Annotated in this window: 20 protein-coding genes; 14 read left to right on the forward strand and 6 right to left on the reverse strand. The window is 63.1% G+C overall.

Features of this window, described 5'->3' with window-relative positions; all coding sequences use genetic code 11:
- Positions 1–213: 213 nt before the first annotated feature.
- Together PQV96_RS07140 and PQV96_RS07145 are read right to left on the reverse strand one after the other, a co-directional pair.
- On the reverse strand, positions 214–2,013 hold the full coding sequence (locus PQV96_RS07140; protein ID WP_121506360.1) for a putative bifunctional diguanylate cyclase/phosphodiesterase: 1,800 nt from the start codon (positions 2,011–2,013) through the stop codon (positions 214–216).
- A gap of 147 nt (positions 2,014–2,160) precedes the next feature.
- Entirely contained in the window at positions 2,161–3,132 is a 972-nt protein-coding gene (locus PQV96_RS07145) for a Bug family tripartite tricarboxylate transporter substrate binding protein (RefSeq protein WP_142085810.1), read from the reverse strand.
- A 159-nt stretch (positions 3,133–3,291) separates the two neighbouring features.
- Here PQV96_RS07145 and PQV96_RS07150 point away from each other — a divergent pair, with 159 nt between their 5' ends.
- Complete coding sequence (locus PQV96_RS07150) at positions 3,292–3,738, forward strand: hypothetical protein (RefSeq protein ID WP_142085812.1); 447 nt, start codon at positions 3,292–3,294, stop codon at positions 3,736–3,738.
- A gap of 129 nt (positions 3,739–3,867) precedes the next feature.
- On the opposite strand, the gene PQV96_RS07155 is transcribed toward PQV96_RS07150, so the two are convergent.
- On the reverse strand, positions 3,868–4,704 hold the full coding sequence (locus PQV96_RS07155) for an IclR family transcriptional regulator (RefSeq protein ID WP_082836396.1): 837 nt from the start codon (positions 4,702–4,704) through the stop codon (positions 3,868–3,870).
- A 365-nt stretch (positions 4,705–5,069) separates the two neighbouring features.
- On the opposite strand from PQV96_RS07155, the gene PQV96_RS07160 reads away from it, so the two are divergent.
- Entirely contained in the window at positions 5,070–5,264 is a 195-nt protein-coding gene (locus PQV96_RS07160) for a ferredoxin (RefSeq protein WP_241525014.1), read from the forward strand.
- A gap of 119 nt (positions 5,265–5,383) precedes the next feature.
- Complete coding sequence (locus PQV96_RS07165) at positions 5,384–6,331, forward strand: VOC family protein (protein WP_063460648.1); 948 nt, start codon at positions 5,384–5,386, stop codon at positions 6,329–6,331.
- Between the two features lie 53 nt (positions 6,332–6,384).
- Here PQV96_RS07165 and PQV96_RS07170 read toward each other — a convergent pair whose 3' ends face one another.
- The 3 genes from PQV96_RS07170 to PQV96_RS07180 all read right to left on the reverse strand — a co-directional run bounded on the left by PQV96_RS07170 (position 6,385) and on the right by PQV96_RS07180 (position 8,999).
- A complete protein-coding gene (locus PQV96_RS07170; protein WP_063460647.1) occupies positions 6,385–7,122 on the reverse strand; it encodes an SDR family oxidoreductase in 738 nt (245 codons plus the stop codon).
- An 11-nt stretch (positions 7,123–7,133) separates the two neighbouring features.
- Positions 7,134–7,988, reverse strand: a complete 855-nt coding sequence (locus tag PQV96_RS07175) for an SDR family oxidoreductase (protein ID WP_063460646.1) — start codon at positions 7,986–7,988, stop codon at positions 7,134–7,136.
- Between the two features lie 66 nt (positions 7,989–8,054).
- Entirely contained in the window at positions 8,055–8,999 is a 945-nt protein-coding gene (locus PQV96_RS07180; protein ID WP_063460645.1) for a LysR family transcriptional regulator, read from the reverse strand.
- A 114-nt stretch (positions 9,000–9,113) separates the two neighbouring features.
- Between PQV96_RS07180 and PQV96_RS07185 the strand changes: the two genes are divergently transcribed.
- From PQV96_RS07185 to PQV96_RS07235, 11 genes are all read left to right on the forward strand, one after another.
- On the forward strand, positions 9,114–12,599 hold the full coding sequence (locus PQV96_RS07185; protein ID WP_273624895.1) for an indolepyruvate ferredoxin oxidoreductase family protein: 3,486 nt from the start codon (positions 9,114–9,116) through the stop codon (positions 12,597–12,599).
- 43 nt (positions 12,600–12,642) lie between these two features.
- Positions 12,643–13,392, forward strand: a complete 750-nt coding sequence (locus PQV96_RS07190) for an electron transfer flavoprotein subunit beta/FixA family protein (protein ID WP_273624896.1) — start codon at positions 12,643–12,645, stop codon at positions 13,390–13,392.
- Entirely contained in the window at positions 13,393–14,328 is a 936-nt protein-coding gene (locus PQV96_RS07195; protein WP_273624897.1) for an electron transfer flavoprotein subunit alpha/FixB family protein, read from the forward strand.
- 505 nt (positions 14,329–14,833) lie between these two features.
- Positions 14,834–16,393, forward strand: coding sequence for a methyl-accepting chemotaxis protein (locus PQV96_RS07200; RefSeq protein ID WP_063460641.1), 1,560 nt, complete (start codon positions 14,834–14,836; stop codon positions 16,391–16,393).
- Between the two features lie 319 nt (positions 16,394–16,712).
- On the forward strand, positions 16,713–17,843 hold the full coding sequence (locus PQV96_RS07205) for an ABC transporter substrate-binding protein (RefSeq protein WP_063460640.1): 1,131 nt from the start codon (positions 16,713–16,715) through the stop codon (positions 17,841–17,843).
- Between the two features lie 59 nt (positions 17,844–17,902).
- Positions 17,903–19,261 (forward strand): DUF1329 domain-containing protein, encoded by a 1,359-nt coding sequence (locus PQV96_RS07210; RefSeq protein WP_273624898.1) that lies wholly within the window; start codon positions 17,903–17,905, stop codon positions 19,259–19,261.
- A 481-nt stretch (positions 19,262–19,742) separates the two neighbouring features.
- Entirely contained in the window at positions 19,743–20,684 is a 942-nt protein-coding gene (locus PQV96_RS07215) for a site-specific integrase (RefSeq protein ID WP_060986635.1), read from the forward strand.
- Positions 20,685–20,699: 15 nt separating this feature from the next.
- Complete coding sequence (locus PQV96_RS07220) at positions 20,700–22,235, forward strand: universal stress protein (RefSeq protein ID WP_273624899.1); 1,536 nt, start codon at positions 20,700–20,702, stop codon at positions 22,233–22,235.
- A gap of 237 nt (positions 22,236–22,472) precedes the next feature.
- Positions 22,473–22,976 (forward strand): DUF1173 family protein, encoded by a 504-nt coding sequence (locus tag PQV96_RS07225; RefSeq protein WP_273624900.1) that lies wholly within the window; start codon positions 22,473–22,475, stop codon positions 22,974–22,976.
- A 20-nt stretch (positions 22,977–22,996) separates the two neighbouring features.
- On the forward strand, positions 22,997–24,268 hold the full coding sequence (locus PQV96_RS07230) for an IS256 family transposase (protein ID WP_273624901.1): 1,272 nt from the start codon (positions 22,997–22,999) through the stop codon (positions 24,266–24,268).
- 86 nt (positions 24,269–24,354) lie between these two features.
- Positions 24,355–25,161: a DUF1173 family protein gene (locus PQV96_RS07235; protein ID WP_273624902.1), complete on the forward strand. Its 807-nt coding sequence runs from the start codon at positions 24,355–24,357 to the stop codon at positions 25,159–25,161.
- The last annotated feature ends 23 nt before the right edge of the window (positions 25,162–25,184 follow it).

A 25,184-nucleotide genomic window follows, 5' to 3' on the forward strand; every position in this document is an offset into this window, starting at 1 on the left:
AACCGGCTAGGTGGGCGCCTCCCTGGAACATTTCGGCGCCATGCGGATGAGGGGCCTGGAGTCCGGCAATCCAGTGCACATCTGAGCCGAGGTAATTTCGGCTTGCGCCCTAGATCAAAGTGATTTTTTGCTATTAATTTGGAAGCTGTATGCGCTTGCCACGCTTTGTTTTCTTGGGGTTGGTGCCGCAATTGCACGCCTTTTCCGGAGGCGTTATGGCAGCCATCCAGGCTGGCTGCGCAGGAACTGTCCGAGTTCACCTGACGGCAGCGGGCGGCTGAAGTGGTAGCCCTGGGCTTCGTCGCAGCCCTCCTCGCGCAGGAACTCCAGTTGCGCTTCGGTTTCCACGCCCTCGGCTGTGGTCTGCATGCCCAGGGCCTGGGCCATGCGGATGATGGCGCTGACGATGGCACGATCGTTGTTGTTCCGATCCAGATCCTGGACGAAGGACTGGTCGATCTTGAGCTTGTAGATCTGGAAGCGCTTGAGCTGGCTCAGGGAAGAGTAGCCAGTGCCGAAATCGTCCATCGACAGGCGCACACCGCGGGCTCGCAGCTTGTCCATCGTGGCAGCGGCTTGGTGCGGATCATTGATGGCCACGCCCTCGGTCAGCTCCAGTTCCAGCGAATCGGGAGGGATTCCGGTGTCCTGCAGTATGGAGTTGATGATTTCAGGCAGTTGCGGCTGGCGGAACTGAATGGCAGAGAGGTTCACGGCCACCTTCAAATCGCGCAGTCCGTCCTGGCGCCACGTCTGCAATTGCCGCATGGCAGTGCGCAGCACCCATTCGCCGATCTGCAGGATTTGGCCGCTGTCCTCGGCGATGGGGATGAATTCGGCCGGCGAGACGCGGCCCAGTTCGGGATGGTCCCAGCGCAGCAAGGCTTCCACGCTGTGGACGCGGCCGGTGCGTAGCGTGACTTGGGGCTGGTAGTGCAGCGAGAGTTGGTTGCGATCCAGTGCGCGGCGCAGCGCGTTTTCCACTTGCAGCGCGCGCCGCGACTGGGCCTGCATCTGCGGCGTGAAGAAGCGGTAGGTGTCGCGGCCGGCCCGCTTGGCGTGGTACATGGCCGTGTCGGCGGCCTGGGTCAGGGAGTCAATGTCATGGCCGTCATCGGGATACAGCGCGATCCCGATGGAGGGGGCGATCATGAGCTCGTGGTGGTCGATCCGATACGTCAGGCGCGATGCCTTCTGCAGTTTGGCGGCGATGCGCTCGGCGCCCTGGGCATTGGCGTTGGGTAGGAGCAGCACGAACTCGTCGCCGCCGATGCGTGCCACGGTGTCACACTGGTTCACGACTGTGCGCAGCCTTCGAGCGAACTCAATCAGCAGCGTATCGCCGACGCGGTGGTTCAGCGAGTCGTTGACGTGCTTGAAATGGTCGAGATCGAGAAACATCACTGCCAGTTGCCTGCCGCTGGCTCGGGCCAATTCAATGGCTCGCTCGGTGCGCTCGGCCAGCAGTGTTCGGTTAGGCAGACCCGTGAGCGCGTCGTAGTGCGCCATCCAGTAAATGCGCTCCTGGTCGAGCTTGCGGTCGGTGATTTCGCGGTGCAGGTTCTCCACGGTGGCCCTGAGCCCCCGCTGAGGCCGCTGCTTGAACTGCTCGTGCGCTTCATTCAGGGCCTGTTGCGCGAGCAGGTTCTCCCCCATGTCACTGACGATCCAGATTGAGCCCTCGTGCAGGTTGTCGGCGTTAATGAGGCGGCCCGTAAGCTCTCCCCAAAACAGGCTGCCGTCCTTGCGCCTTAGGCGACGCTGTGTGCGATAGGCATGGCCCGCGCTGAGCGTGGTGTAGGCCTCGCGCCCAAGGCTGCGCAAGTCGCCTCGGCTGGGATGCAGTTGCTCGCTGCCCACGCCGACCAGCGCGTGCTCGTCTGGGTATCCGAAAATGTCCGCGCATCGCCGGTTGCAGCGGACAATGACACGTTGGCGGATGAAGACGATGCCGACGCCCGCAGTGTCCAGCGCGTGCTGTTCCCGCAGGTTGCACTCGACGGAGGCGGCCATTGCTGACGGATAGTCCAGGGTATCCCTGCGGGTTGGGTCCCGCCAGGTTATTTCACCGTGCTCTGGGCCGGAGCCTGGAAACCAACCAGTGGTAAAAGGCTGACAAGAGGTGTGCATCTGATGGTGCTCTTCATGAGATCCAGCCGCTTACTCGGCTTGGATGCCTGCGGCCCTAATGATCTTTCCCCATAGATCACGTTCTTTTGTTTGGTATTTCCCAAGCTGGCCCAGGGGCTGGATGAACGCTAACGTGCCCGATGCCTTCATGGCTGCTTGCACTGCCGGCGTCTCATTGGCTTGAACCAGCAAGCGGTACATCTTTTGAACGATCGGCTCGGGAGTCATGGCTGGCAGATAGGCTGCCAGCCAGAAACCTATGTCCATGCCATCGATTCCGCTTTCACGGAAGGTTGGCAGGTCGGGTGCGAATGGGCTGCGGACTTCATCGGTCACGGCCAGTGCTTTGATTTTTCCGGAACTGACGTAAGTCCAGGCCGAAAAGTCGGTGAACATGAAGTCGATTTCTCCACTGATCAGATCCGGCATCATCGAGTTGCCGCTGCGATAGGCTGCCCCTACCACTTTCACTGCGGCGGTCTGCTGCAGTACCTCGGCGGGCAAGCGGCTGGTGATGCTCGTGTAGCCGAAAGTGAACCGGCCTGGATTGCTCTTGATCTGCTGGAGGAACTCCTTGGCAGATGCCGCCCTGACCTTGTCCGGATTGACATACAGGTACATCGGGCCCTTGGAGAGTGTCGTCAAAGGGACAAAGCCGTTGACTGGGTCGTAGGGCAGGTTCTTGATCACGTGGGGGTTGCCGGTGAATGCCACGTTCCCCGAGATCAGAAGGTTGTATCCATCGGGTTTCGCCGAACCGATCAATTGCGCCGCAATGCCGGAACTGCCGCCAGGGCGGTTTTCGACCACAACAGGCACTCCTGCAGCTTTGGACATCTCGCTTGCGAGGGCTCGGGTGTAGACGTCTGGGGCCGAACCCGGCGTGAAGGGAGTCACGACCTTGATGGGTTTTTCCGGGAAGCCGGCGGCCCCGGATGCATCGGCACCCGCCAAAAAGCACATGAGCATGAGCGCCGTGACCCAAGCTGGAGCCTTCTTCATAGTTTGTATAAAGAATTAAATTCTGTATCTAGAATTTTCGATTCTGATCGGCCCGCGCTGCTTTGGGTATTGGGGTTCACCCTGGCTGGCCATTCCTTTCTGTTGTCCTGATTGGCTTGGGCTGTACTTACAGGTCCCGACGGACCGCAGGCGATGCGCATGAATGCGCGCCTGGGGCGGGTAGTGCTGGTGACGGAGAGGTCCTTGATCAAGGGCGGGAGCGGCCCAGTGGAGTGGGGCAGGCGGTCGTCGCGTCCCAGGCTGCTGGATTGGGTTGGGATCGGTGTTTTCCCTGGTTTTGAGCGGAAAGAGGCGCATGGAGCGCTTTCTGTTTTGACGCAGGAAGTTGGAATTTGTACATTTATGGAAAAAGTGCCTTTGATTTCCTGTGTGCACAGCCGTCCTGCCATCAGAGGATCGAACCATGGAGACAAAATGCCTTCCTTGATCTTTACGACCGTCTCGAGCCTTGCGGTGGTTGTTGCTGTGCTGTGGCATTTCGCCGATGCCGCTGTCCACCAGCCCAGTCATGTTGGTCATCTGCATGCCCACACGCCCCCTATGGCGAGCGATTTTTGGACACTGATGTCTCACGGCTTCCGCTAGATTTCAGCGCATCACTTGGGGGGCGAGCCTTGTGGGCTCGTGCGAACGTGAGCAGCCGCCGCTAGATGCGGGATTGGGGCATGGCTGCAGTGGTGGCTGGTGTTTGAGCCTGTTTTCCAGGCCTGGGTCTCAAAAAAGCACAGATTCCAGCCGGGTGCCCAATTCCTTCAGCGACTGTCCAAGCGCCTTGATCCGTACTTCGGCATCGCTGTGCTGGCTGCGGATCATGACAGCCGAAACGGTGTAGGCAATGCTGCGCGTGGTGTCGCGCACAGGGGCGGCGATCGCAAGGACGCCGTCGGAGAAATACCCGTCGTCAACGGCCCATCCGTGGCGTTGAGCTAGGTGAACCTGTTCCAAATACTCCTCAAACGATAGCGCGCGTGCCCAGCGAATACGGGCGAATTCAGCGCGCAGATCGTTTTCAGAGAGATTCATCTGCCCAACGAAAAGCCGGCCGCTGGCCCCCATCAGGACAGGCAGGCGCTGGCCCAGCGGCATGTAGATGTGCAGATCCGTAGGGCTGGATTCGGAGCTGACGAGCACGATCCTGTCATTGCCCATCCGGCGCCAGAGCGTGACCGTGATTCCGCGCGCGATGGCAAGTTCGCGCATGAGCGGCAATGCCAACTGGACGCGCTGGCCCTGTGTCACCAACTGCTCTGCCAAGCGAGCCAGCCCAAGGCCTGCAGAGTACGTTTTGGACAGCGGATTGAAATCGACGACATCTTCCGAGACCAGGGTTCGGAGGATGTTGAAGCAGGTGCTTGGATTGATTTCCAGGTGCCTCGCTATGTCCGCTGCTCGCTCAGGAGCCCCCTTGTGCGCGAGGTATCGAAGGACTCCGATGGCATTCACCACGGGCTTCACGATGACGCCGTGGCTCGATCCTGATTTCTTGGAGTTGTCGGCCAAAGTCGGAGCTTTGCCCGGCGCGGAGCTGTCTTCGGTCACGACGGATTCCATGTTGTCCAGTGGTCAATTGAATGCAGGTCACTGCCTCGGAAGTGTTGGAACGAGGGGGCGTCACAAAACTTCCACCTGTCTGCAGCAGCGGGCATTCTAAGTGGCGAAGTGCATTCTGTATGGAGTTTTATCTATCGTACGTCTGTTCAGGGACGTCCTGTGGGGACGGGAGTACCGGGTCGGCTCGTGGGTCGTTGCGCGCAGGTGCAAAGTGTGGGGGCGCGAAGGGCGGTTTAGGGAGAACCCTGAAGTAAAAATCAACACTTTATCGAATAATGTGCATATGTCTCTACGCGCAGCAACATCGAACCCGCTGCATCGAAAGGAAAATTATGAGTACCCACGGGAAAACCCCCACACTTCGAGTGATCGTGGATCGCGGTCGTTGCTGCGGCTACGGGCTGTGTGCCCAACTCTGCCCCGAGGTGTACAAGCTGGATGAAAACGGCTTGGTATATGTCGAATCCGAGCTCATCCCTGGCGGGCTTGAGGAGGAGGCGAGGGAAGGGGCCGCGGCCTGCCCCGCGGAAGCGCTGGTCATCGAAGCGATTCAGTCGTGATTGGTCGGGGGGGCAGCAGGGTCTGCCGTCGGCGGGCGCTGGCGCATCCCATGGCTGGTTGTCGCCGATGACTCGTTCTGCGGGGCATCGGTTTTTTTAGCTTACGGGAAAGCATCAACATGGACATCATAGGTATTGGATACCTCGGCTTCGAGACAACCAAGGTGGACGAATGGCGGGAGTATGGACCGCAGGTCATGGGTTTTCAGGTTGGCCAGTCTCCGGCGTCAGATCCGGACTCTCTCTACTTCCGCACGGACGATCGGCGGCACCGGTTTGCCTTCCATCCCGGCAAGATCGATCGCTTGGCCTACATCGGCTGGGAGGCCAAGGGAAAGATCGAGTTCGAGGCGGCGTTTGCCCGATTCCAGGAACACGGCGTGGAAGTCACCATGGGCGATGCGGCCCTGTGCGAGCAGCGTGGCGTCAAGGGAGTGTTCCGTTTTCGTGACCCGGTCGGCTACCAGCATGAGATGTTCCATGGTCAAAAATGGATGCCCCGTTCCTTCACGCCAGGCCGCCCTCACGGGGGCTTCGTGGCCGGCGTGCGGGGGTTGGGGCATCTGGTCGTGATCACTCCGCAATGGCCACCCGAACTGCAGGATTTCTTCGTCAAGCTGATGGGCTTCCATTACTACGGCCCAGGGGCCGGCAAGGGCCAGACGGCGTTTTACCGCTCCAAGCTCAACAGCTACACTAGCCACGATATCGCCTATGGATACGGGCCTGGGAAGATGGGTGTCCAGCATGTGGGCCTGTTTGTGAAAAGCCTGCGCGACGTCGGCGAGACCTACGACATCGTGAAGCAGCGCGGGATCCCGATGATGATGACGCTGGGACAGCACTCTCAAGATCCGCACGCTTCCTTCTACCATTTCTCGCCGGGCGGCTTTGCACTCGAGACCATCACCGAGCTCGAACCCTGGCATGACGACGGCTTCGAACTCAATCCCGAAAAGCTTAGCACCTGGGGTCATGAAGTGGTGGGCCCGATCCTCGGCCCGAGCGTACGGACGCCCGAAGAACTGCTCGAGCCCGAGTTGCTGGCCAAGTACAAACAGGGATGACGCAGCCCGCTTGCCGACTTCCGCGCTGGGCCGCCAGCACGGTAGTCGGCGTTTCAGACTGATTCCGAAGACGAGACCATCAGCATGCGCGCCACGCTAACGTGCTTTGGCTGCTCGAGCATGTAACGCACGGCGGACGCGACATCCGACGACTGTAGGGCCGGTGTCTGGTCCGCCCGGACCGGCTGGCCCGAGGCGCGCAGCCGGTCAAAGATCTCGGTTTCCGTGGTGCCGGGCGCGATGGTGCCCACACGCACGCCACTGCCTTTGAGTTCGACACGCAGCGCAGTGCTGAACACCTCGACGGCCTGCTTCAACCCGGCGTACACGCCCATGGAAGAATGGCTCAGGTATGCCCCCACGCTGGACACGTTGATGATGGCGCCCGCGCCCTGTTGCTTGAATGCGCGCGCAAACACATAGGAAGTCCGGACCACGGCATCGTAGTTGGTGCGCGTCATCTGCATCAGGCCATCGAGATCGATGGTTTCGAGTGTGCCGGTGACCAGCATGCCGGCGTTGTTGACCAGGATGTCGGCGCGGCCGTAGGTTCGGTGGGCCAACTCCAGCAGAGCCTGCGCCGTGGCGGGCTCATCGATCGCTGCGCTCAGGGGGACTGCCGGGCCGGGGAGCTGGGCGCACAGCGCATTCAAGCGCTCGGCGCGGCGCGCGGTCAGCACCAGGCTGCAGCCCGCGGCGCTGAGCTCATGGGCAATGGCTTCGCCGATACCTGACGATGCGCCGGTGACGACGGCGACCTTGCCTTGCAGGTGTCGTTTGGCCTCGTTCACGTAGCCGGGCCTCAGGCTTGGGTGTCCGGGCTGGGATAGCGCAAGGCCATGGCCGCGCCGAAGTCCCTTTTGAGGGTCGGGTAGTAGGCAATCTGTCCGCCCATGCCGCCGGCAATGTCGATGGAGGCCGCGCTGATGAAGCTGGCGTAGTCGCTTGCGAGGAACAGCGCCATGCCGGCGACGTCTTCCGGCTTGCCAAAACGCCCCAGGGGGACAACTTTGAGGACCATGGCGTCGAATTCCTCGCGCGGCGTGCCGGGCGGCATCTCACGGTAGTGGCGGTCCCACTGCCCGGTGTCGATCCAGCCCATGTTGAGGGTGTTGACCAGGATGTTGTCTTTGGGCAGCGACATGCCCAGCGATTTGGACATGGCGATGCAGCCCGCGCGGTTCACCACGGAGGGGATGCCGTCCGGGGTGATCTGGGTGCCGGCCAGCGCATTGATCTCGACGATGCGCCCCCAGCGCTGCTTTCGCATGTGCGGGACCACGGCCTGGATGAAGCGGAAATGGCCCATCTGCAACACGTTGGCGTGCTCCAGGATCTGCTCTGGCGTGAGGGTGTCGAGGTTGCCGCCGCGGCCTTGGCCCGCGTTGTTGATCAGGACGTCCACGCCGCCCCAGGCGGCTGCGATCTCATCCACGAAGGCTTTCACGCCCGCGGTGTCGGTGACGTCGACCGCGCGCGCGATCACGGCTTGCGCCGTCGTCGCCAGTTCGGCTCCCACCGCTTCGATGTCGGCCTGCGTGCGGGCGCAGACCGCAACGCGGGCCCCTTCTTTAGCAAAGGCACGGGCAATGGCCCGGCCAATTCCGCGCGAGGCGCCCGTCACGATGACGCGCTTGTGGCTCAAATCGATAAGCATGTACTGTCTCCTGGTTATGCAGAATATCTGGCAAATTGTAGGCAGAAATTAAAAAATAGTTCATATCTAGGTTCTTGCCGTTGCCTGTGCGCCGTTAGCGAATGATCGGCCCAGGAACTGCTCCAGCGCTGCTGCGCAGGGGCTCAATGCACGGCCTGCGGACCAGGCCAGGCCGACTTCCATGACCGGCAGCCGTGCGTCCATGGGAACGGCGTGGATGCGCCGCCCATCCAGGGACCATGGCCGGAACACCATGTCCGACAGGATGGTCACGCCCAGGTTGAGAGCGACCATCTCGCGCAGCGCCTCCATGGAAGACGTCTGGATAATCTTGTGGGGTGTGTGCCCCGCGTCGGCCCAGTACCGCCGGGCATTGCGGTCGCCTTCGTCCACCATGGGCAGGATGTAGGGGAGCGCCGCAAGTTCTTCGAAACTGACGCTCCCCCGGCCCGCGTATTCATGGCCCGCAGCCATCCAGAGCTGACGCCTGGACCTTTCCAGGACGCGGGTTTCCAGGCGCTCCGGCGCTTCCAGGTTGGACAGCAAAAGTGCGCCCATTTCCAGTTGGCCGCTCGCCAGGCGGACCTCGATGTCCTTACGCGGCATTTCCTCGAGCGAGAGTTCTATCCGGGGATACAGCTCGCAGAAACGCGCGAGGGCGGGCAACAGGAAGTACCCCAGGACGGTGTAGGTCGCGGCCACTTCCAGCTTCCCGTGGAGGTCGCGCCCATGTATCGGAAAGCGGGCCGCCTCGTTGGCCATGCGCAGAACGGATTCGGCGTGCTGCAGAAAGCCTTGTCCCTGCAAGGTGAGGGTGACGCCTTGGCGTCCGCGATCCAGCAAGGCCGTGCCCATGGCCTGTTCCAGGTCCGCGATCGCCAGGGTCATGGCCGACTGCGACAGGCCGATCTCTGTTGCGGCAGCCGAGATTTGCCCGCAGCGCGCCACGGCCACGAAGTAGTGCAGTTGGCGCAGCGTGAAGCGCGGCAGGGCAGGCAGACCGATTGTCATTGGAAAGGCAAATACCTGGGGTTCAAAAATTGAATTTGACTATGCCATAAATATGAACAAAATATAGATAAATGTTTAAATAAAAGGTTGCGCGAGCAACCTGGAGATATCCCCATGACCCCTCCCGTTTCCCTGGCGGACAAGTACGAATTGCCCGCCGGCCGTGTCTACATGAACGGTACGCAGGCGCTGGTTCGGCTGCTGCTGGCGCAAAAGGCGCGTGACGAGGCCGCCGGGTTGAATACCGAAGGTTTCGTCTCCGGCTATCGTGGCTCTCCCCTGGGCGCCGTAGACCAGGAGCTGTGGAAGAACCGGGCGCTGTTGGACAAGCACAAGGTGCGCTTTCAGCCCGGTCTCAACGAGGAGCTGGCGGCAACGTCGGTCTGGGGCACGCAGATGGTGAGCCTGGATCCGAAGGCACGGGTCGATGGTGTGTTCGCCCTCTGGTACGGGAAGGGACCGGGCGTGGACCGCAGTGGCGATGTCTTCAAGCACGGGAACATCGCGGGTGGCGCTCCGCATGGCGGCGTGCTGCTGGTGGCGGGAGACGACCACGCATGCAAGTCATCCAGCCTGCCGCATCAGAGCGAGCATGCATTCATCGCTGCGATGATTCCGGTGCTGCATCCTTCGGGAGTAAACGAATTCATCGAATTCGGACTCCACGGATACGCCATGTCGCGCTACTCTGGATGCTGGGTGGGCTTCAAGGTGATCAGCGACACGGTCGAGTCCTCGTCGTCGTTCGACATCGATCCGATGTCGGTCAAGATCAAGATTCCGCAGTCCTACCCCGTTCCCGCCGACGGCTTCTCGATCCGCTGGCCCGATCCTCCGCTGGAGCAGGAGAACCGGCTGCAGCGCGAGCGCCTGTATGCACTGCTCGAATACGTGCGCCTGAACAAACTCAATCGCCAGGACTGGGCAGTCCCGGACGCACGCCTGGGTATCTGCACCACCGGCAAGAGCTACCTGGACGTGCGCGAGGCGCTGTCGCTGCTGGGCTTGGACGAGGCGGCCGCACAGGCGCTGGGTGTGCGCCTGCTCAAAATCGGCGTGGTCTGGCCTTTGGAACCCACCTGCGTGGTTGAGTTCGCACAGGGCCTCGACGAAATACTGGTCGTGGAGGAAAAGCGCCAGGTACTCGAATACCAGATCAAGGAGCACCTCTACAACGAACCCCATCGCCCCCGCGTGGTCGGCAAATACGATGAATCGGGCGAATGGGTTCAGGTTCCCAGCAGCGGCATCCTGCTGTCGCCTAATGGCGAGCTCACGCCAGCCGGCATCGCTGATGTGATCGCTGCACGCCTAGTCAAGGTGTACGGGCAAGGCGTGCTGCCGGAGTCGGTGCGGGTGTGGTTGGAGCGTCAGGCGGTGGTGGCAACTCGTTCCCCATCCGATGCGCCTGTGCCCCAGCGGCTTCCTTACTTTTGTTCGGGCTGTCCTCACAACACCAGCACCCAGGTGCCGGAAGGGTCGCGCGCGCTGGCGGGGATCGGCTGTCACTACATGTCGATGTGGATGGATCGCCGCACGGAAACGTTCAGCCAGATGGGCGGCGAAGGGGTGCCGTGGATAGGGCAGGCGCCCTACACGGATACGCCACATGTGTTCGCCAACCTGGGCGATGGAACCTACATGCACTCGGGCTCCCTGGCCATCCGGGCTGCCGTGGCTGCCGGTGTCAACATCACCTACAAGCTGCTGGTCAACGATGCTGTCGCCATGACGGGAGGTCAGCCAGTCGAAGGCGCACCTTCGGTGCCCCAGTTGCTGCGGCAGCTTGCCGCCGAAGGCGTGAAGGAACTGCACCTGGTGAGCGACGAGCCCGAGGCCTTTCAGGCCTTGGACGACTTCCCCAAGGATGTCAAGGTGTCGCACCGTGACGGCATGGACGCGCTGCAGCGTGCGCTGCGCGACGTCAAGGGGGTGTCGGTGATCGTCTATGCGCAGACCTGCGCGGCCGAGAAGCGCCGCCGGCGCAAGAAGAAGACTCTGGTCGATCCGGCGCGTCGAGTGGTCATCAACGAGGCCGTGTGCGAAGGCTGCGGCGATTGCGGCGTGCAGTCCAACTGCGTCTCCATCCTGCCACTGGAAACGCCCTTGGGGCGCAAGCGGCAGATCGATCAGAGCGGCTGCAACAAGGATTTCTCCTGCGTGCGCGGATTCTGCCCAAGCTTCGTGGTGCTCGATGGCGCCGAACTGCGAAAGCCCCAGCGTGACCGCGTGGCGCCGCCCACCGGCATGGCGCGACCCGAGCTGCCAGTCTTGGCGCGCCCCTGGAACATTCTGGTGGCCGGGGTCGGCGGCACCGGCGTGGTGACCATCGGTGCCCTCATGGGGATGGCCGCGCATCTCGAGGGCAAAGGGGTGCTGGTGCTGGACATGGCAGGTTTGGCGCAGAAGGGCGGGGCCGTGATGTCCCATGTGCGGCTGGCGGCGGATCCCGTCCAACTGCATGCCGCGCGGGTAGCGCGCGGACAGGCGGACGTGGTGCTCGGCTGCGACCTGATGGTGGCCGCGGCCGGAGATGCGCTTGCTTCCATGGCGTCCGGGCGCACTCGCGCCGTGTTGAATACGGACGTGGCCCCCACGGGCAGCTTTACACGGGATCCCGACTGGCAGGCGTCGCCCGATGCGATGCTCGAGCGGGTCGGTTCGGCCGCTGCCCAGGTGGAGTCTCTGGAGGCTTCCCGCCTGGCGGTCGCCCTCATGGGGGATGCTGTGGCCACCAACGTATTCCTGCTGGGCTTTGCATGGCAAAAAGGCTGGGTGCCTCTGCAAGAGGATTCGTTGCTGCGCGCCATCGAACTCAACGGCGCCGCGGTGGGCATGAACCGCGCAGCGTTTGCCTGGGGACGCCAGGCTGCGCTGGATCCTGCTGCGGTGCGCCGTGCGGCCGGGCTGCCTTCCGACGAGAAGGTGATGCTGATGCCGAGCAGAACAGCGTCTCTTGCGAGCATTCTGGCCGATCGCACGGAGCGGCTCGCCGACTACCAGAATGCACGCTACGCGCAGCACTACGCGGCGGTCGTGCGGCGTGTTTCCGATGTCGAGAAGGCGCGTGTCGGGGGAGAGCGCCTCGCGCGCGAGGTCGCGATGAGCCTCTACAAGCTGATGGCCTACAAAGATGAATACGAAGTTGCTCGCCTGCACACCAGCAGTGATTTCCTCGCCCGGCTGCAAGAGCGCTTCGAAGGTGATTTCACCGTGAGCTACTACCTGGCACCGCCGCTGCTGGCGCGCCGCGACGCGCAAGGCCGTCCAGTCAAGCAGCGCTACGGCGCCTGGGTGCAGACGGCCTTCCGTCTCCTGGCCCGTTTGCGGTTCCTGCGCGGAACAGTTTTCGATCCGTTCGGCTGGACTCGGGAGCGGCGGGAGGAACGTGCGGCAATCGACGAATTCGAGGCCTTGGTTGAAGACCTGCTGAAAGACCTGAACAGCAACAACTTCAACGAGGCGTTGGCGCTCGCCCGTTTGCCCCAGCAAGTGCGAGGCTATGGCCATGTGAAGGCGCGCGAGCACGAGGTCGCGCAGAAGAAGGCCTTGGAGCTCCTGGCCCGCTGGCGAACGAAGACCGGCCTTTCCCAAGGCTAAGGCAGTCAGGAAAAAGCTGCTACTCATTCCAAAGGAGATACATATGAGAATTCTTGTCCCTGTCAAGCGCGTGGTGGACTACAACGTGAAGGTCCGCGTGAAGTCGGACAACACGGGTGTGGACATCGCCAACGTCAAGATGAGCATGAACCCCTTCGACGAAATTGCCGTCGAAGAGGCCGTGCGCCTGAAGGAAAAGGGCCTGGTGACCGAAGTCATCGCAGTCTCCTGCGGCGTGGCCCAATGCCAGGAAACCCTGCGCACCGCCATGGCCATTGGCGCCGACCGCGCCATCCTGGTCGAGACCGACGTCGAACTGCAGCCCCTGGCCGTGGCCAAGCTCCTGAAGGCCCTGGTGGACAAAGAGCAACCCTCGCTCATCATCCTGGGCAAACAAGCCATCGACGACGACGCCAACCAGACCGGCCAGATGCTCGCGGCCCTGGCCGACCTGCCCCAGGCCACGTTCGCCAGCAAGGTCGAACTCGCAGCCGACAAAGTCAGCGTGACCCGCGAAGTCGACGGCGGCCTGGAAACCCTGGCCCTGACCCTGCCCGCCGTCATCACCACCGACCTGCGCCTGAACGAGCCCCGCTACGTCACCTTGCCCAACATCATGAAGGCCAAGAAAAAGCAGCTCGATACCGTCAAGCCCGAAGACCTCGGCGTGGACGTGGCCCCGCGCCTGAAGACCCTCAAGGTGACCGAACCCGCCAAGCGCGGTGCTGGCATCAAGGTGGCCGACGTAGCCGCCCTGGTCGAAAAACTCAAGAACGAAGCGAAGGTGATCTAAATGTCGGTACTCGTTATTGCTGAACACGACAACGCGTCCATCAAGGGCGCCACGCTGAACACCGTGACTGCAGCTGCAGCTTGCGGCGGCGACGTGCATGTACTGGTGGCCGGCCACAACGCCGGCGCCGCCGCACAAGCGGCCGCCAGCATCGCCGGAGTCGCCAAAGTCATCCACGCCGACGCAGCCGGCCTGGAACACGGCCTCGCTGAAAACGTGGCCGCCCAGGTGCTGGCCATTGCTGGCAACTACAGCCACATCCTCTTCCCCGCCACCGCCAGCGGCAAGAACGTGGCCCCCCGCGTGGCCGCCAAGCTGGACGTGGCCCAGATCAGCGACATCACCAAGGTGGTGAGCCCCGACACCTTCGAGCGCCCCATCTACGCCGGCAACGCCATCGCCACCGTGCAGTCGGGCGATGCCGTGAAGGTCATCACCGTGCGCACTACGGGCTTCGACGCCGCGCCCGCCACGGGCGGCTCCGCCCCCGTCGAGGCCGCCGCAGCCGTGGCCGATGCGGGCAAGAGCAGCTTCGTGGGCCGCGAAGTCACCAAGAACGACCGCCCCGAGCTCACCGCCGCCAAGATCATCGTCTCGGGCGGCCGGGCCCTTGGCAGCGCCGAGAAGTTCACCGAAGTCATGACGCCCCTGGCCGACAAGCTGGGCGCGGCCATCGGCGCATCGCGCGCCGCCGTGGACGCGGGCTACGCCCCCAACGACCTGCAGGTGGGCCAGACGGGAAAGATCGTGGCGCCGCAGCTCTACATCGCCGCAGGCATCTCGGGCGCCATCCAGCATCTGGCTGGCATGAAGGACTCCAAGGTGATCGTGGCGATCAACAAGGATCCCGAGGCCCCCATCTTCAGCGTGGCCGACTACGGCCTGGAGGCCGACCTGTTCACGGCCGTGCCGGAACTCGTCAAGGCGATCTCGTAAGGAGGCTCTACGCCATGGGTTTGCTGCGCCAATGCCTGCAGGAAGTGCGTGAGCGGGAATGCCCGCAACCGCCTATTTTTACCCCGCCATGCACAGTTGCGCACCACAATCCTGTGCAGTGGCATCACCTCGAAGGTGCACAGCGAGCTTCTGTTCGCGAGTTGCACCGCCATGCTTTCCATCACCGCATCTTGGGAGCCCAGAGCGTGGAGGGCTAGTCAATATGGCCGTTTTCACCCCGGCAAGCTTAGCGCTCGTTTAAGCCCAAGTCTTCCAGCGCATCACCACTGTGATCCAGCATCTGCGCTGTGGGCACGGCTACGCACAAGGCAGGCGTTGCAAGTCCACTGCCGTGCGGAATGGGGCTTCCTAATCCGTGTCATGGTTTTCATAGGGTTGCAGTGCCTGGGTTTCTCACGCTTTAGGTATCAACATCCATTTGGCGCGGTCAGCCGTTAGCAAGCCGTGCAGCCCGCGACCGGCGCGGGCCCACCAGGGAGCCTCCATGCGCATCAATCTGCCGGTGACCCAGCAGAACTTCGACTATTCCGGCGACGAGCTGCTGGTGTCCAGCACCAACACCAAAGGCGAGATCACCCACTGCAACCCGGCCTTCGTGCGCGTGAGCGGCTACGGCTACGACGAGCTCATCGGCCAGCCCCACAACATCATCCGCCACCCCGACATGCCCGCCGAGGCCTACAAGGACCTGTGGCGCACCATCGGCCGGGGCGAGCCCTGGACGGGCCTGGTCAAGAACCGCCGCAAGAACGGTGACCACTACTGGGTGCGCGCCAACGTCACGCCCATCCTGGAAGGCGGCAAGCCGCGCGGCTACATGTCGGTGCGCACCAAGCCCAGCGCCGCCGAAGCCGCCGCCGCCGAGGCGCTGTATGCCCAGATGCGCCGCGAGGCGGACGCGGGCTCCCGCAGCTTCTCGCTGGAGGCGGGCAGCGTGCGCTACCACGGCCTGCGCGGCTGGCGCCAGCGCCTGGCGCAGATGGCGCTGCTGCCCCGCATGGCGTTGATGCTGGCCGTGCTGGTGCTGCTGGCGCTGGTGCCCGACATGCTCGGGCTGCAGGGCGCGGCGGCCTGGGGCGCGCGCGTGGCGCTGCTGGTGCTGGGGGCTGGTTGGGTGCTGTGGCGCTTCCAGGCCACGGTGCTGCAGGGGCTGCACGATGCCACGCGCTTCGCGTCCGACATCTCGGCCTGCAACCTCGCGACCTCGGTCGGCACGGACTACCCCGAGCCGCTGGGCGCGCTCATGCAGCGGCTGCAGCAGACCCAGGTGAACCTGCGCGCCGTGGTGGGCGACGTGCGCACCGAGGTCGGCAACTTCACCCGGTCGGCCGCCGAGATCACGCGCGGAAGCCTGGACCTGTCGGCGCGCACCGAATCGCAGGCGAGCAGCCTGGAGGAGACCGCCGCGTCGATGGAGCAGCTGGCCAGCACCGTGCTGCAGACGGCCGAGACGGCGGCCAAGGTCTCGCAGGAGAGCGCGCAGAGCAGCGAGGTCGCCTCGCTCGGCGGCCAGGCCGTGCAGGAGCTGGGCGCGGCCATGCAGCAGATGAAACACTCGTCCGCCAAGATTAGCGAGATCGTGGGCGTGATCGAAGGCATCGCCTTCCAGACCAACCTGCTGGCCCTGAACGCCGCCGTGGAGGCCGCGCGCGCGGGCGAGCAGGGCCGGGGCTTCGCCGTGGTGGCGGGCGAGGTGCGCGCGCTGGCCCAGCGCAGCGCCAGCTCGGCCAGGGAGATCAGCGGCCTGATCGGCGTGACGGTCGACCAGATCGCCAGCGGCGCCCAGCAGATGGACCACGCGGGCACCACCATCCGCGGCGTGGTGGACGCGGTGGAACGCGTGAGCGCGCTGGTGCAGCAGATCAGCAGCGCCACGCGCGAGCAGTCGCAGGGCATCGCCCAGGTCAACGAGGCCGTGACCCAGCTCGACACGGTGACGCAGCAGAACGCCGCGTTGGTGGAGCAGTCCACGGCGGCGGCGCAGGGCCTCAAGGACGGTGCCGAATCGCTGGGGCGCGCAATGGATGTGTTTCGGCTGGGGTGAAACAGCGGTATGCATCGCTCGTGCCTGCCGTTTGGAGGCACCGTAGTGCGACGGGAGGTTAGTAACGGAAATTTTATATATAGACAAAAAATGCAAATATGTATAAATTTTGATGCCGCTGTCCCTTTGTCTAGAGAGGCGGTGCGGACGGTCCCCACCGGGTGGATAGCAAGGTCGGCGGTCAGGAAGGAAGGCGCACGCGGTAGCCGCATGCATTGCTCCTCCGACCTCTCTGGGATGCGGTTGACGCGCTGCACTCAGCCTCTGGTTCTCATGGGTAGCGGCTTGTCCTAACAAGAACACGAAGGAGACCCGCACTATGCGGAATGTGAATAGTGGGTATCGGCGCCTGGCGGTGGCTTTGTCGGCGGGCCTGGTGTGGTGCAGTGTGGCGCTTGGCGCCGACGTGATCGTCCTGGGCCAGTCGCTGAACATCGGGCCCGATTCGGACGGCGGCGGATTGCGGGTCATGGCTGCGGCCAAAGGGTACATAGACGGCGTAAATGCAGCCGGAGGCGTGCAGGGGCGTCGGCTTGATTTGGTCACGCTAAACGACGATGGTGATCCGCGCAAGCACGAGCGCAATGTTCGCGAGCTGATCACGCAGCGTGGGGCGGTGGCCTTGCTCAATTGTCAGGGCGAGGCTTCTTGCCGGGCCTCCGCCGCAGTCACGGCAGTACTGAAGGTGCCCTTGGTTGGGCCGTTGAGCGGGGCCTCAGCCTTGGCGCGCAGCAGTGCCCCCTGGCTGTTCCAGGTACGGGCCAGCAGCGCGCGTGAGGCCGAGGCCCTGGCCCGGCAGTTCAGGGCCATCGCCTGCTTTCGGGTCGCCATCGTCACCGACGCGCCGGAAAGCGAATCGGTCGCAGCGCTCAAGAGCGCCATGGGCGGGGAGGGTATGACCGCCACCGTGCTCGCCGTTCCTGTCGGCTTGCCGGGCGACAGCGTGCAGAAGCTGATCAAGTCCCTGGGCGGGGAGGGTTTTCATGGGGCCGTGCTTGCCTTGCAACTGCCGACGGCCGAGGCCTTGGTGGATCTTCAATTGGGGGCACGGGAGGAATGGCCCCGCGTTATCGCTTCGCTGGCGAGTCCTCACCTCAACACGCTACTGGCTGGCTTCAAGGGCCGTCTTTTCGGCTTCACCACTGTGGTGCCCAATCCGGAGGCGGGCAATCTGCGCCTGGTTCAGGAGTTCCAAAGGAACATGGACACCTACGGCGCGGGCCACGCGGTGACATTCGTGGGCATGGAGGCCTACATCAACACCAGGGTGCTGGTAGAGGCCTTGCGCCGCACGCCGCGTCTCACGCCCGAGGCAGTGGCTGCCACGCTATCGCAGCTCAACGATCTGGATCTGGGCGGCTTCAGCGTGAGCTTCGCGCGCCAGCGCAACCAGGGCTCCGACTGGGTGGATGTGGGGGTGCGATCGCGCTATGGGCAATTGATGCGCTGAGTCGGAACCCTTCTATCACCCAATCGTCTTTCATCTTTTCGTTTGACTGGATCGTGACCATGCGCCGTATATTTTCGCTGGCACTGCTGGCCGTGCACCTCGCCGCCGCAGCAGGAGTCTCTCCTGAGGAGGCCCGCCAATTGGGTAGCAGCCTGACAGAGTTCGGCGCGGTGCGCGCCGGCAATGCCGACGGCAGCATTCCGCCCTATACCGGGGGGCTCCGAAGCGCGCCTGCCGGACACAAGCCGGGCAGCGGTTTTTGGGTCGATCCGTTCAAAGGTGAGAAACCGCTTTACCGCATTGACGCACGCAACATGGCGCAGTACGCCGACAAGCTCTCGGAAGGCCAGCGGCAGTTGCTGGCCCGATTCCCGGAGTACTACCTGGACGTTTACCCGAGCCACCGCACTGTAGCCTACCCCGACGCGGTCTTGGCTGCGACACGGCGTAACGCCACCAGTTGCCGCAGCCTGAAGGACGGCTTGGCGGTGGACGTGGCCTGCCGTGGCGGCATGCCGTTCCCGATTCCCAAGACGGGGCACGAGGTGATGTGGAACCAGCAGTTGCGCTACCAGGGCAGCAAGGACATGGTCACCATGTCTTCGCGATCCTGGGTGGTGGATGCCAACGGCCGGCCCATTAAGACAGCGGAACAGCAGACCTATCAGAATTTTCCTTACTACGAACTGGATCAGAAAGATCGTGATCCCACCATGGCCTGGCGGGTCTATTCCGTCACCAAGTCGCCGGCCCGCAGGGTAGGTGAAATGACAGGTTTGGCCGACTACCTGGATCCCAGCGCCAGGCCCCGGAAGGCGTGGACTTATACGCCGGGCCAGCGCCGGGTGAAGCTCGCGCCCGAATTTGCCTATGACACGCCGGTGGCAAGCATGGGCGGTGTCATCGTCTATGACGAATTGTTTGTTTTCTCCGGAATGATGGATCGCTTTGACTTCAAGCTGCTCGGCAAGAAGGAAATGCTCATTCCCTACAACGGCTACAAGGCGACCTACGACTGCCCCGTACCAGAAGTTGCGCTGATGGCCCGCCATGCCAACCCAGCATGCGAGCGTTGGGAGTTGCATCGGGTCTGGGTGGTGGATGCGGTCTTGCGCTCGGGCCAGCGTCATGCATATCCACGCCGGACGTATTACTTTGACGAGGATCTTTCCGGAGCTGGCATGTTCGATGCTTTCGACCAAGAGGGGCAGTTGGCGCGAGTCATGTTCAATACCACCACTCCCATGTACGACTTGGACATTCCCTGGTCTGTCAAGAACGTGGTGTACGACTTCAGCAGGGGCCTGTACGCGTACCTGAACGACGCCATGATTGGCGGCTTCAAGCAGATTGAGACTCCGCGCAGCGAGCGCGAGCTCAATCCTGAGGCGGTAGTTGGCCGCGAAACCGCACGTTAACTTACTGCTTGAAAAGGGCTAGGTGGTTCTGGGGCGAAGCATCCGTGTCGTCAGCGACGACGAGATCGCAGCCGGTGCATTGTGCATTCGACAGGCTGTTGCTCCGCGTCAAAAAAAGGGGCTGGCTGTGAGTGAGAGCGCCAGGAACAAGCCATCGACGCGCAACGCCATGCAGTCGGTGCCCGAGCCGCATGCGCTTGTACGGCACAGCATCAAGCAGTCGCCGTCATGCGAAAAGATTCCTATGTCTGTCTCACCGAAGGGCTTGCCTCGTGATCGCGGCGCTGGTATTCGACGGCTCGCTGCTGATCCCATGGAGTGCAGGCTGGCAATGCGATCAGGTTGTGAGGCATTGCCCTTGTGCATCTCGGTAGTTGATTCCGAAACCCCCCGGACTGCGACGCGATTTCGGCTGGCGCGGCGCGTACCGGGGCGTCAGGATGCGTTCGTGGTGTGATTGCCTTGAAAGGAGGCACGCGGCGTGCAAGAGCAGGAACTCTCCGGCGATCCCCGGCCATCGTGGGACGTGTCTGTGGCGATGCTGCGCGCGGTGCTAGACGGGGCGGCCTATGACGCCGTGGCGGCACTGCACGGGGTGTCGCGCACGGCCGTCGAGCGGCGCATCAAGGCCGTGGCGACCCACCTGGCCGGCAGCGCCGGAATCGACGGGCTGAATCAGAGCGGTGCGGCGTTTGTTCGCAGGCTGCGCCTGCACCGTGACGCGCTGCAGACTGCGCTGGACGGCCTGCAGCCCCCTGGCGCGGAGCGGGCCGTGGGCACGCCCATCCTGAGTGAGGCGGAGATCGCCGCCGGCGCCGTGCGGATCCGGGGTCGCAGCCAACACCCTCTGGAAGACCTCGCGCTGTACTACATGCTGTTCGCGATCGGCGCGCGGCCGTTGGAGATCGCGCGTCTCGAGGTACGGGACTATCTGGACGCCGCAGGGAGCGTGCGGCGGATCTCCGTGCTGCGCGAGGAGGCCGCTATCACCTCCCGGGCGCGGCCGCTGTACTTCCACAGCACGCGGCTGAACGAAGCCATGAACGCTTATCTCGCCGATCGTGTGCGGTGGGGTGCCGGACTCGGTGTGGAAGGCCAGTACCGTGGCCTGGCGCCTGGCAGCCGCCTGTTCCTGTCCGCCAGCGGCAAGGGCTTCGAGATCACGCCGTACGGAGAGGCGGGGCAGCGCCGCTTCCGGTGTCGCGGCATCCAAGAGACCTATCGCAAGCTGTTCCGCTATGCCGAGTTTAAGCAGGTCACAGCGCTCACCGCGCGGCATACGGTGGCCGACCGCCTCTATACCCGGGGCGCGGATGAGGCGCAGGTGGGCCTGCTGTTGGGAATCGCTGAACGTAGTGCGGTGAAAGAGCAGTTTCCACGGCGGCAGCACACGATGGAAGAGCTGACGCGCGATCTGGTGTGAGCAGGGATGCCGGACATGTATGAGCATTTTTTGGTACCCGTTGATGGAACGTCGGCATCGGACAAAAACGTGAAAGCCGCGATCGATTTGGCTGAGAAGCTGAATGCGAAAATCACCTTCCTTCATGCCGCTCCAGATCCGGCCGCGACGCGGGGCGTCACCGCACTCTCAACAGCCTTGGCTAGTACGCTGCTGCGCGCGGCCTTCGGGGATTCCGATGCAGTTTTGTCGAGCGCGAGATCGAGCGCGGCGGCACGTGGTGTTCGCTGCGCGTCATTGGCTGTGGTGTCGGCCCACCTCGCTGAGGCCGTTGGCGCGGCCGCCAAGCTCCAGGGGTGCGACGTCATCGTGATGGCGCCGCAACGATGCCCAGGAGCGCAAGGCTGGAGTTTCCAGTTCTGCACGGAGCAGGTTCTTCGGAGCGCGCCGACGGCACTGCTCGTCACGGGCGTTGCATCCAGCGAGGTTCCCACTGTCCAGGAGCGAACCGTTGCCGCCCTATTGAGCTCGCATCGTGCGTTTGCCATTGGCATGCTCGGGGCGCTGGCCGTGCTTGACGCCGCCTGCAACGGGCAGCCGAGCGTTGATTTCGAGGCAATCCGGTTGTGTGTCCAGCATGTCCCGCAGTACCTCTTGTGCGCCAATGGAGAGTTGCATTTGTACGGCGTGTTGCGGAAGCGCAAGCCGGAACTCATCGAGGTTCTGTCCTGCTTGGAGGAGCGGCACTGCCGCGAACATGGACTGGGTTTGAAGCTCATGGAGATCGCCGAGGCGGTATCCCTTGGAAACGTGGCAGCGTTGGGACAACTGCAATCGCTCGCGAGCGGCGTCCGCGGGGGCATGCGGCACGCGGATGAAGTTGAGCGGATCCTGTTGGCGGCGCGGCGGTATCTGCTGGACTCCGACTGGGATGAAATCGCCGGTGCTATCGGGCCGGACGAAGGTGTGGGGGGCGCAGACTTGGAGAGGGATGTACAAGCGCATGCTCCGCCGCCTGGCGAACTTCGCCGTCCGTTGTACGGGGATGGAGGCCAGTTCCTCCGCGATCCTTCTCGCATGGGAGACAACCTTGTGCCGATTGAATTCTATGAAGCCTCTGGCTACTACCAGGAAGAGACCGTCGGCTACTTGATGCGCCGCGTTACCACGTCGATAGTCCGGAACGCCGACATGCGCCTCCATCAGCACGGACTGACAAGCACCCAGTGGGGACCGCTTGTGAAGATCAAGGCCCGCCAGCGGCCAACGGTAGCTGATCTCGCGCAGGACCTCGAAATGGACGCGGGCGGCGTGACTCGGGCTCTTGACCGACTCGAGAAGAAGGGCCTCTGCAAGCGTGTGAGAAGCGTCGAGGATCGGCGCGTTATCCATGTCCAGCTCACGGAAGCAGGGGAGAGCGCCGTTGCCGAGGTGCCGGCCATTCTGGCCGTTGTGCAGAACGCTCATCTGGCAGATTTCTCGCGCCAAGAATGGCAGGCCTTGCTGGGCTACCTTCAGCGGATGCTGGTAAATGGCAAGTCGATGCAAAACGCGGATGCCGTGACTGGCTGAGAGCGAGTGGGCCGCATGCTTTGCTTTGCCTATTTACGGTGTGCGGGTTGTCCTATTGGTGGTCACCTAGTGGGAGAGAGGCTTCCCGCATGAGGCGATCGAGGCGTGCTTGACATCGGAAAATTTCTGCGCCTTCAATGTCGAAATCTCACCAATTTCGATGCGAATCCGGCTCGCCTGGAGCGTCACGAAGGTCCAGGATAGGTTCGTGGCATTGACCTCAACGGGGAAGGCAGCATGCAGGAACAGATTTTCTTTGATGGTCCAGGAAGAAATGGCTTGCAACCAAGTGCGGCGGCAACGAGTAGCGACGGCGGCCTGCCGGTGTTCCCTGTGCAGCACTTCTCAATCCACGGCCGTGTGTTTACAGCCACGGATCCGGGCCTCCAGTTGGCGCTTGCGTCGATCCATGACGATGCTGAGCGGCCGCGTTGCCTGTGTGTCGCCGGTGGTGTGGAAATGTATGTGGCCCGCCATCGCAAGTACGTGGTCAAACGTATGCCAGAAACCGGCAAGGACCATCACCCGTCCTGCCCTTCCTATGAACCCGACGCGGCACTTTCCGGGCTGGGCGAACTCGTGGGAGAAGCCGTGCTGGAGCCTGAGCCTGGTCGAGTGGAACTGCGCGTGGACTTCCCATGGACCAGGACCCAGGGCCACGCCCTGCCAAGGGGCGAGATCTCGGAGCCGGCAGAGATCACAGTTCCGGAGCTTGTCAGAAATTTTGTGTGTGAGGCATAGCATGTCGACAAGGAGCATGAATGCCACGCAAGACCAAACCCACCGCTTTGGCGGACCAGGCGGCACAGCCGCAATTTCACATCCCGGCCGAGCTGCTTGACCAGCTGGTGACCGGGCCCATGACGCCGGGCCAAGTCCAAGGGCTGTTCGATCAGTTCAAGAAGTCAATTCTTGAGCGGGCGCTGGGCGCCGAGATGAGTCATCACCTAGGCTATGCGCCCGGCCAAGCCAAGCCCACAGGCGGATCAGCCAACCACCGCAACGGCAAGAGCACCAAGACCGTACTGACCGATGTGGGGGCGCTGCGCATCGATGTCCCACGCGATCGCGAAGGCAGCTTCGAGCCGCAGCTCATTGGCAAGCACGAGCGGCGCTTTACGGGTTTCGACGACAAGATCATCGCCATGTACGCACGCGGCATGACGGTGCGCGAGATCCAGGGTTTCCTGGCTGAGATGTACTCGGTGGACGTCTCGCCCGAGCTCATCAGCCGTGTCACCGATGAGGTGATGGGCGAGGTCACGGCCTGGCAGACACGGCCGCTGGAGGCGATGTACCCGGTGGTGTTCTTCGATGCGCTGCGGGTCAAGATTCGCGAGGATGCGGTGGTGCGCTCCAAGGCCGTCTACCTGGCGCTGGGCGTACTGCCTGACGGCTCGCGCGACATCCTGGGAATCTGGATCGAGAACACCGAGGGGGCGAAGTTCTGGATGAAGGTCTTCAACGATCTGAAGACGCGCGGGGTGCAGGACATCCTGATTGCCGTCACCGACGGCCTCAAGGGCATGCCAGAGGCGCTGGGCGCAGTGTTCCCGGCGACGACGCTGCAGACCTGCATCGTGCACCTGATCCGGGGTGGCCTGGACTTTGCGTCATGGAAAGACCGCAAGGCGCTGGCCGCAGCCATCAAACTCATCTACACCGCGGTGAGCGCCGAGGCGGCCGAGGCCGAGTTGGATGCGTTTGCGGCCGGCCCCTGGGGGCAGCGGTTCCCGACCGTGGTCAGCGCCTGGCGCCGGGCCTGGGACAAGGTCATCCCGTTCTTCGCCTTCCCGCCCGAGGTGCGGCGCGTGATCTACACCACCAACGCCATCGAGAGCGTGAACGCACGGCTGCGCAAGATCATCAAAACGCGCGGCCACTTCCCCAGCGACGAGGCGGCCACCAAGCTGATCTGGCTGGCGCTGCGCAACATCACCGCGGACTGGGGGCGGGCGGCCAACCACTGGAAATCAGCGATGAACCAATTTGCGATCCTCTACGAGGACCGATTTACCAGATCGCGCCAGTAAGATCACCAAGCCGCCTCACGATTGAGTGACGGATTCAACAGCCTCACACACAGAAATCCTGACACTCCCCAGTTCCGCGACGGCGCATGTCGCTTCGCGCCGTGATGCATTTTCTTTTCGAGCGTGCCGGCTTCAACCGGTGGACGCCCGCCATGGCTGGAAAGCGCAACCAGGGTGTCTTGTGCAAGTACCTGCTCGCTGCGGCGGCCGACATCGATGTCAAGGGCATCCCATTGGCCGAGCGTCTTTATGTCCCCGAGCCATTCCAGGAATCCACCAAGGCTGATGCCGCCCAGCGCCGACGGGAAAAGCTGGCCATCCTGCAGCCCCGCGATGGGCATGCGCCATTGGCGTTGGTGATCGGCGAGTTCAAGGCCTGCGATCGTGCGGAGCACGCCTGCCGGATCTGGATCCGCCACATGCCCGATGCGCCGTTGCTGATGCCCACCAAGAGCTGGGAGCGCCTGGCGCGTGTTCACGCTTCCTTGCTGGAGGCGCGCGACGCAGACACCGAACGTCGGATCCGGCTCATGATCGCGGCGTTGATACGCGCCCGCCGCGAATTGACCTACGAGATCGATTCGGCTAGCCTGATGCTGGCAAGCGATCAATGGATACCGCTGGAGGGCGGCCACGAGTGCCCTTTGATCGATGCGCTTGTCGGACAGGAAAGGCGCTTTCTCAAGCCGCTGCGCTACGATGCGCCGCAGGGTGGAGTCTTTCCGAATGCGCTGTTGCTGGACGGCGGTGCCACGCCCATTCCACTGCACATAGTGAGTGCGTTTGCCGGGGCCAAGGAGCGTACCGCCAAGGAGAAGGCCGTCGCCAAAGGTGAATGCTGGGCGTGGCGGACTGAGCAGCCAATGCCCGCGCTGCCATCACCGGCGGCTTAGTTCGCTTGCCTTTCGTACTCCCG

Source organism: Acidovorax temperans (genome assembly GCF_028596105.1).
In the GTDB taxonomy this organism is placed as follows: Bacteria; Pseudomonadota; Gammaproteobacteria; order Burkholderiales; family Burkholderiaceae_C; genus Acidovorax; species Acidovorax temperans.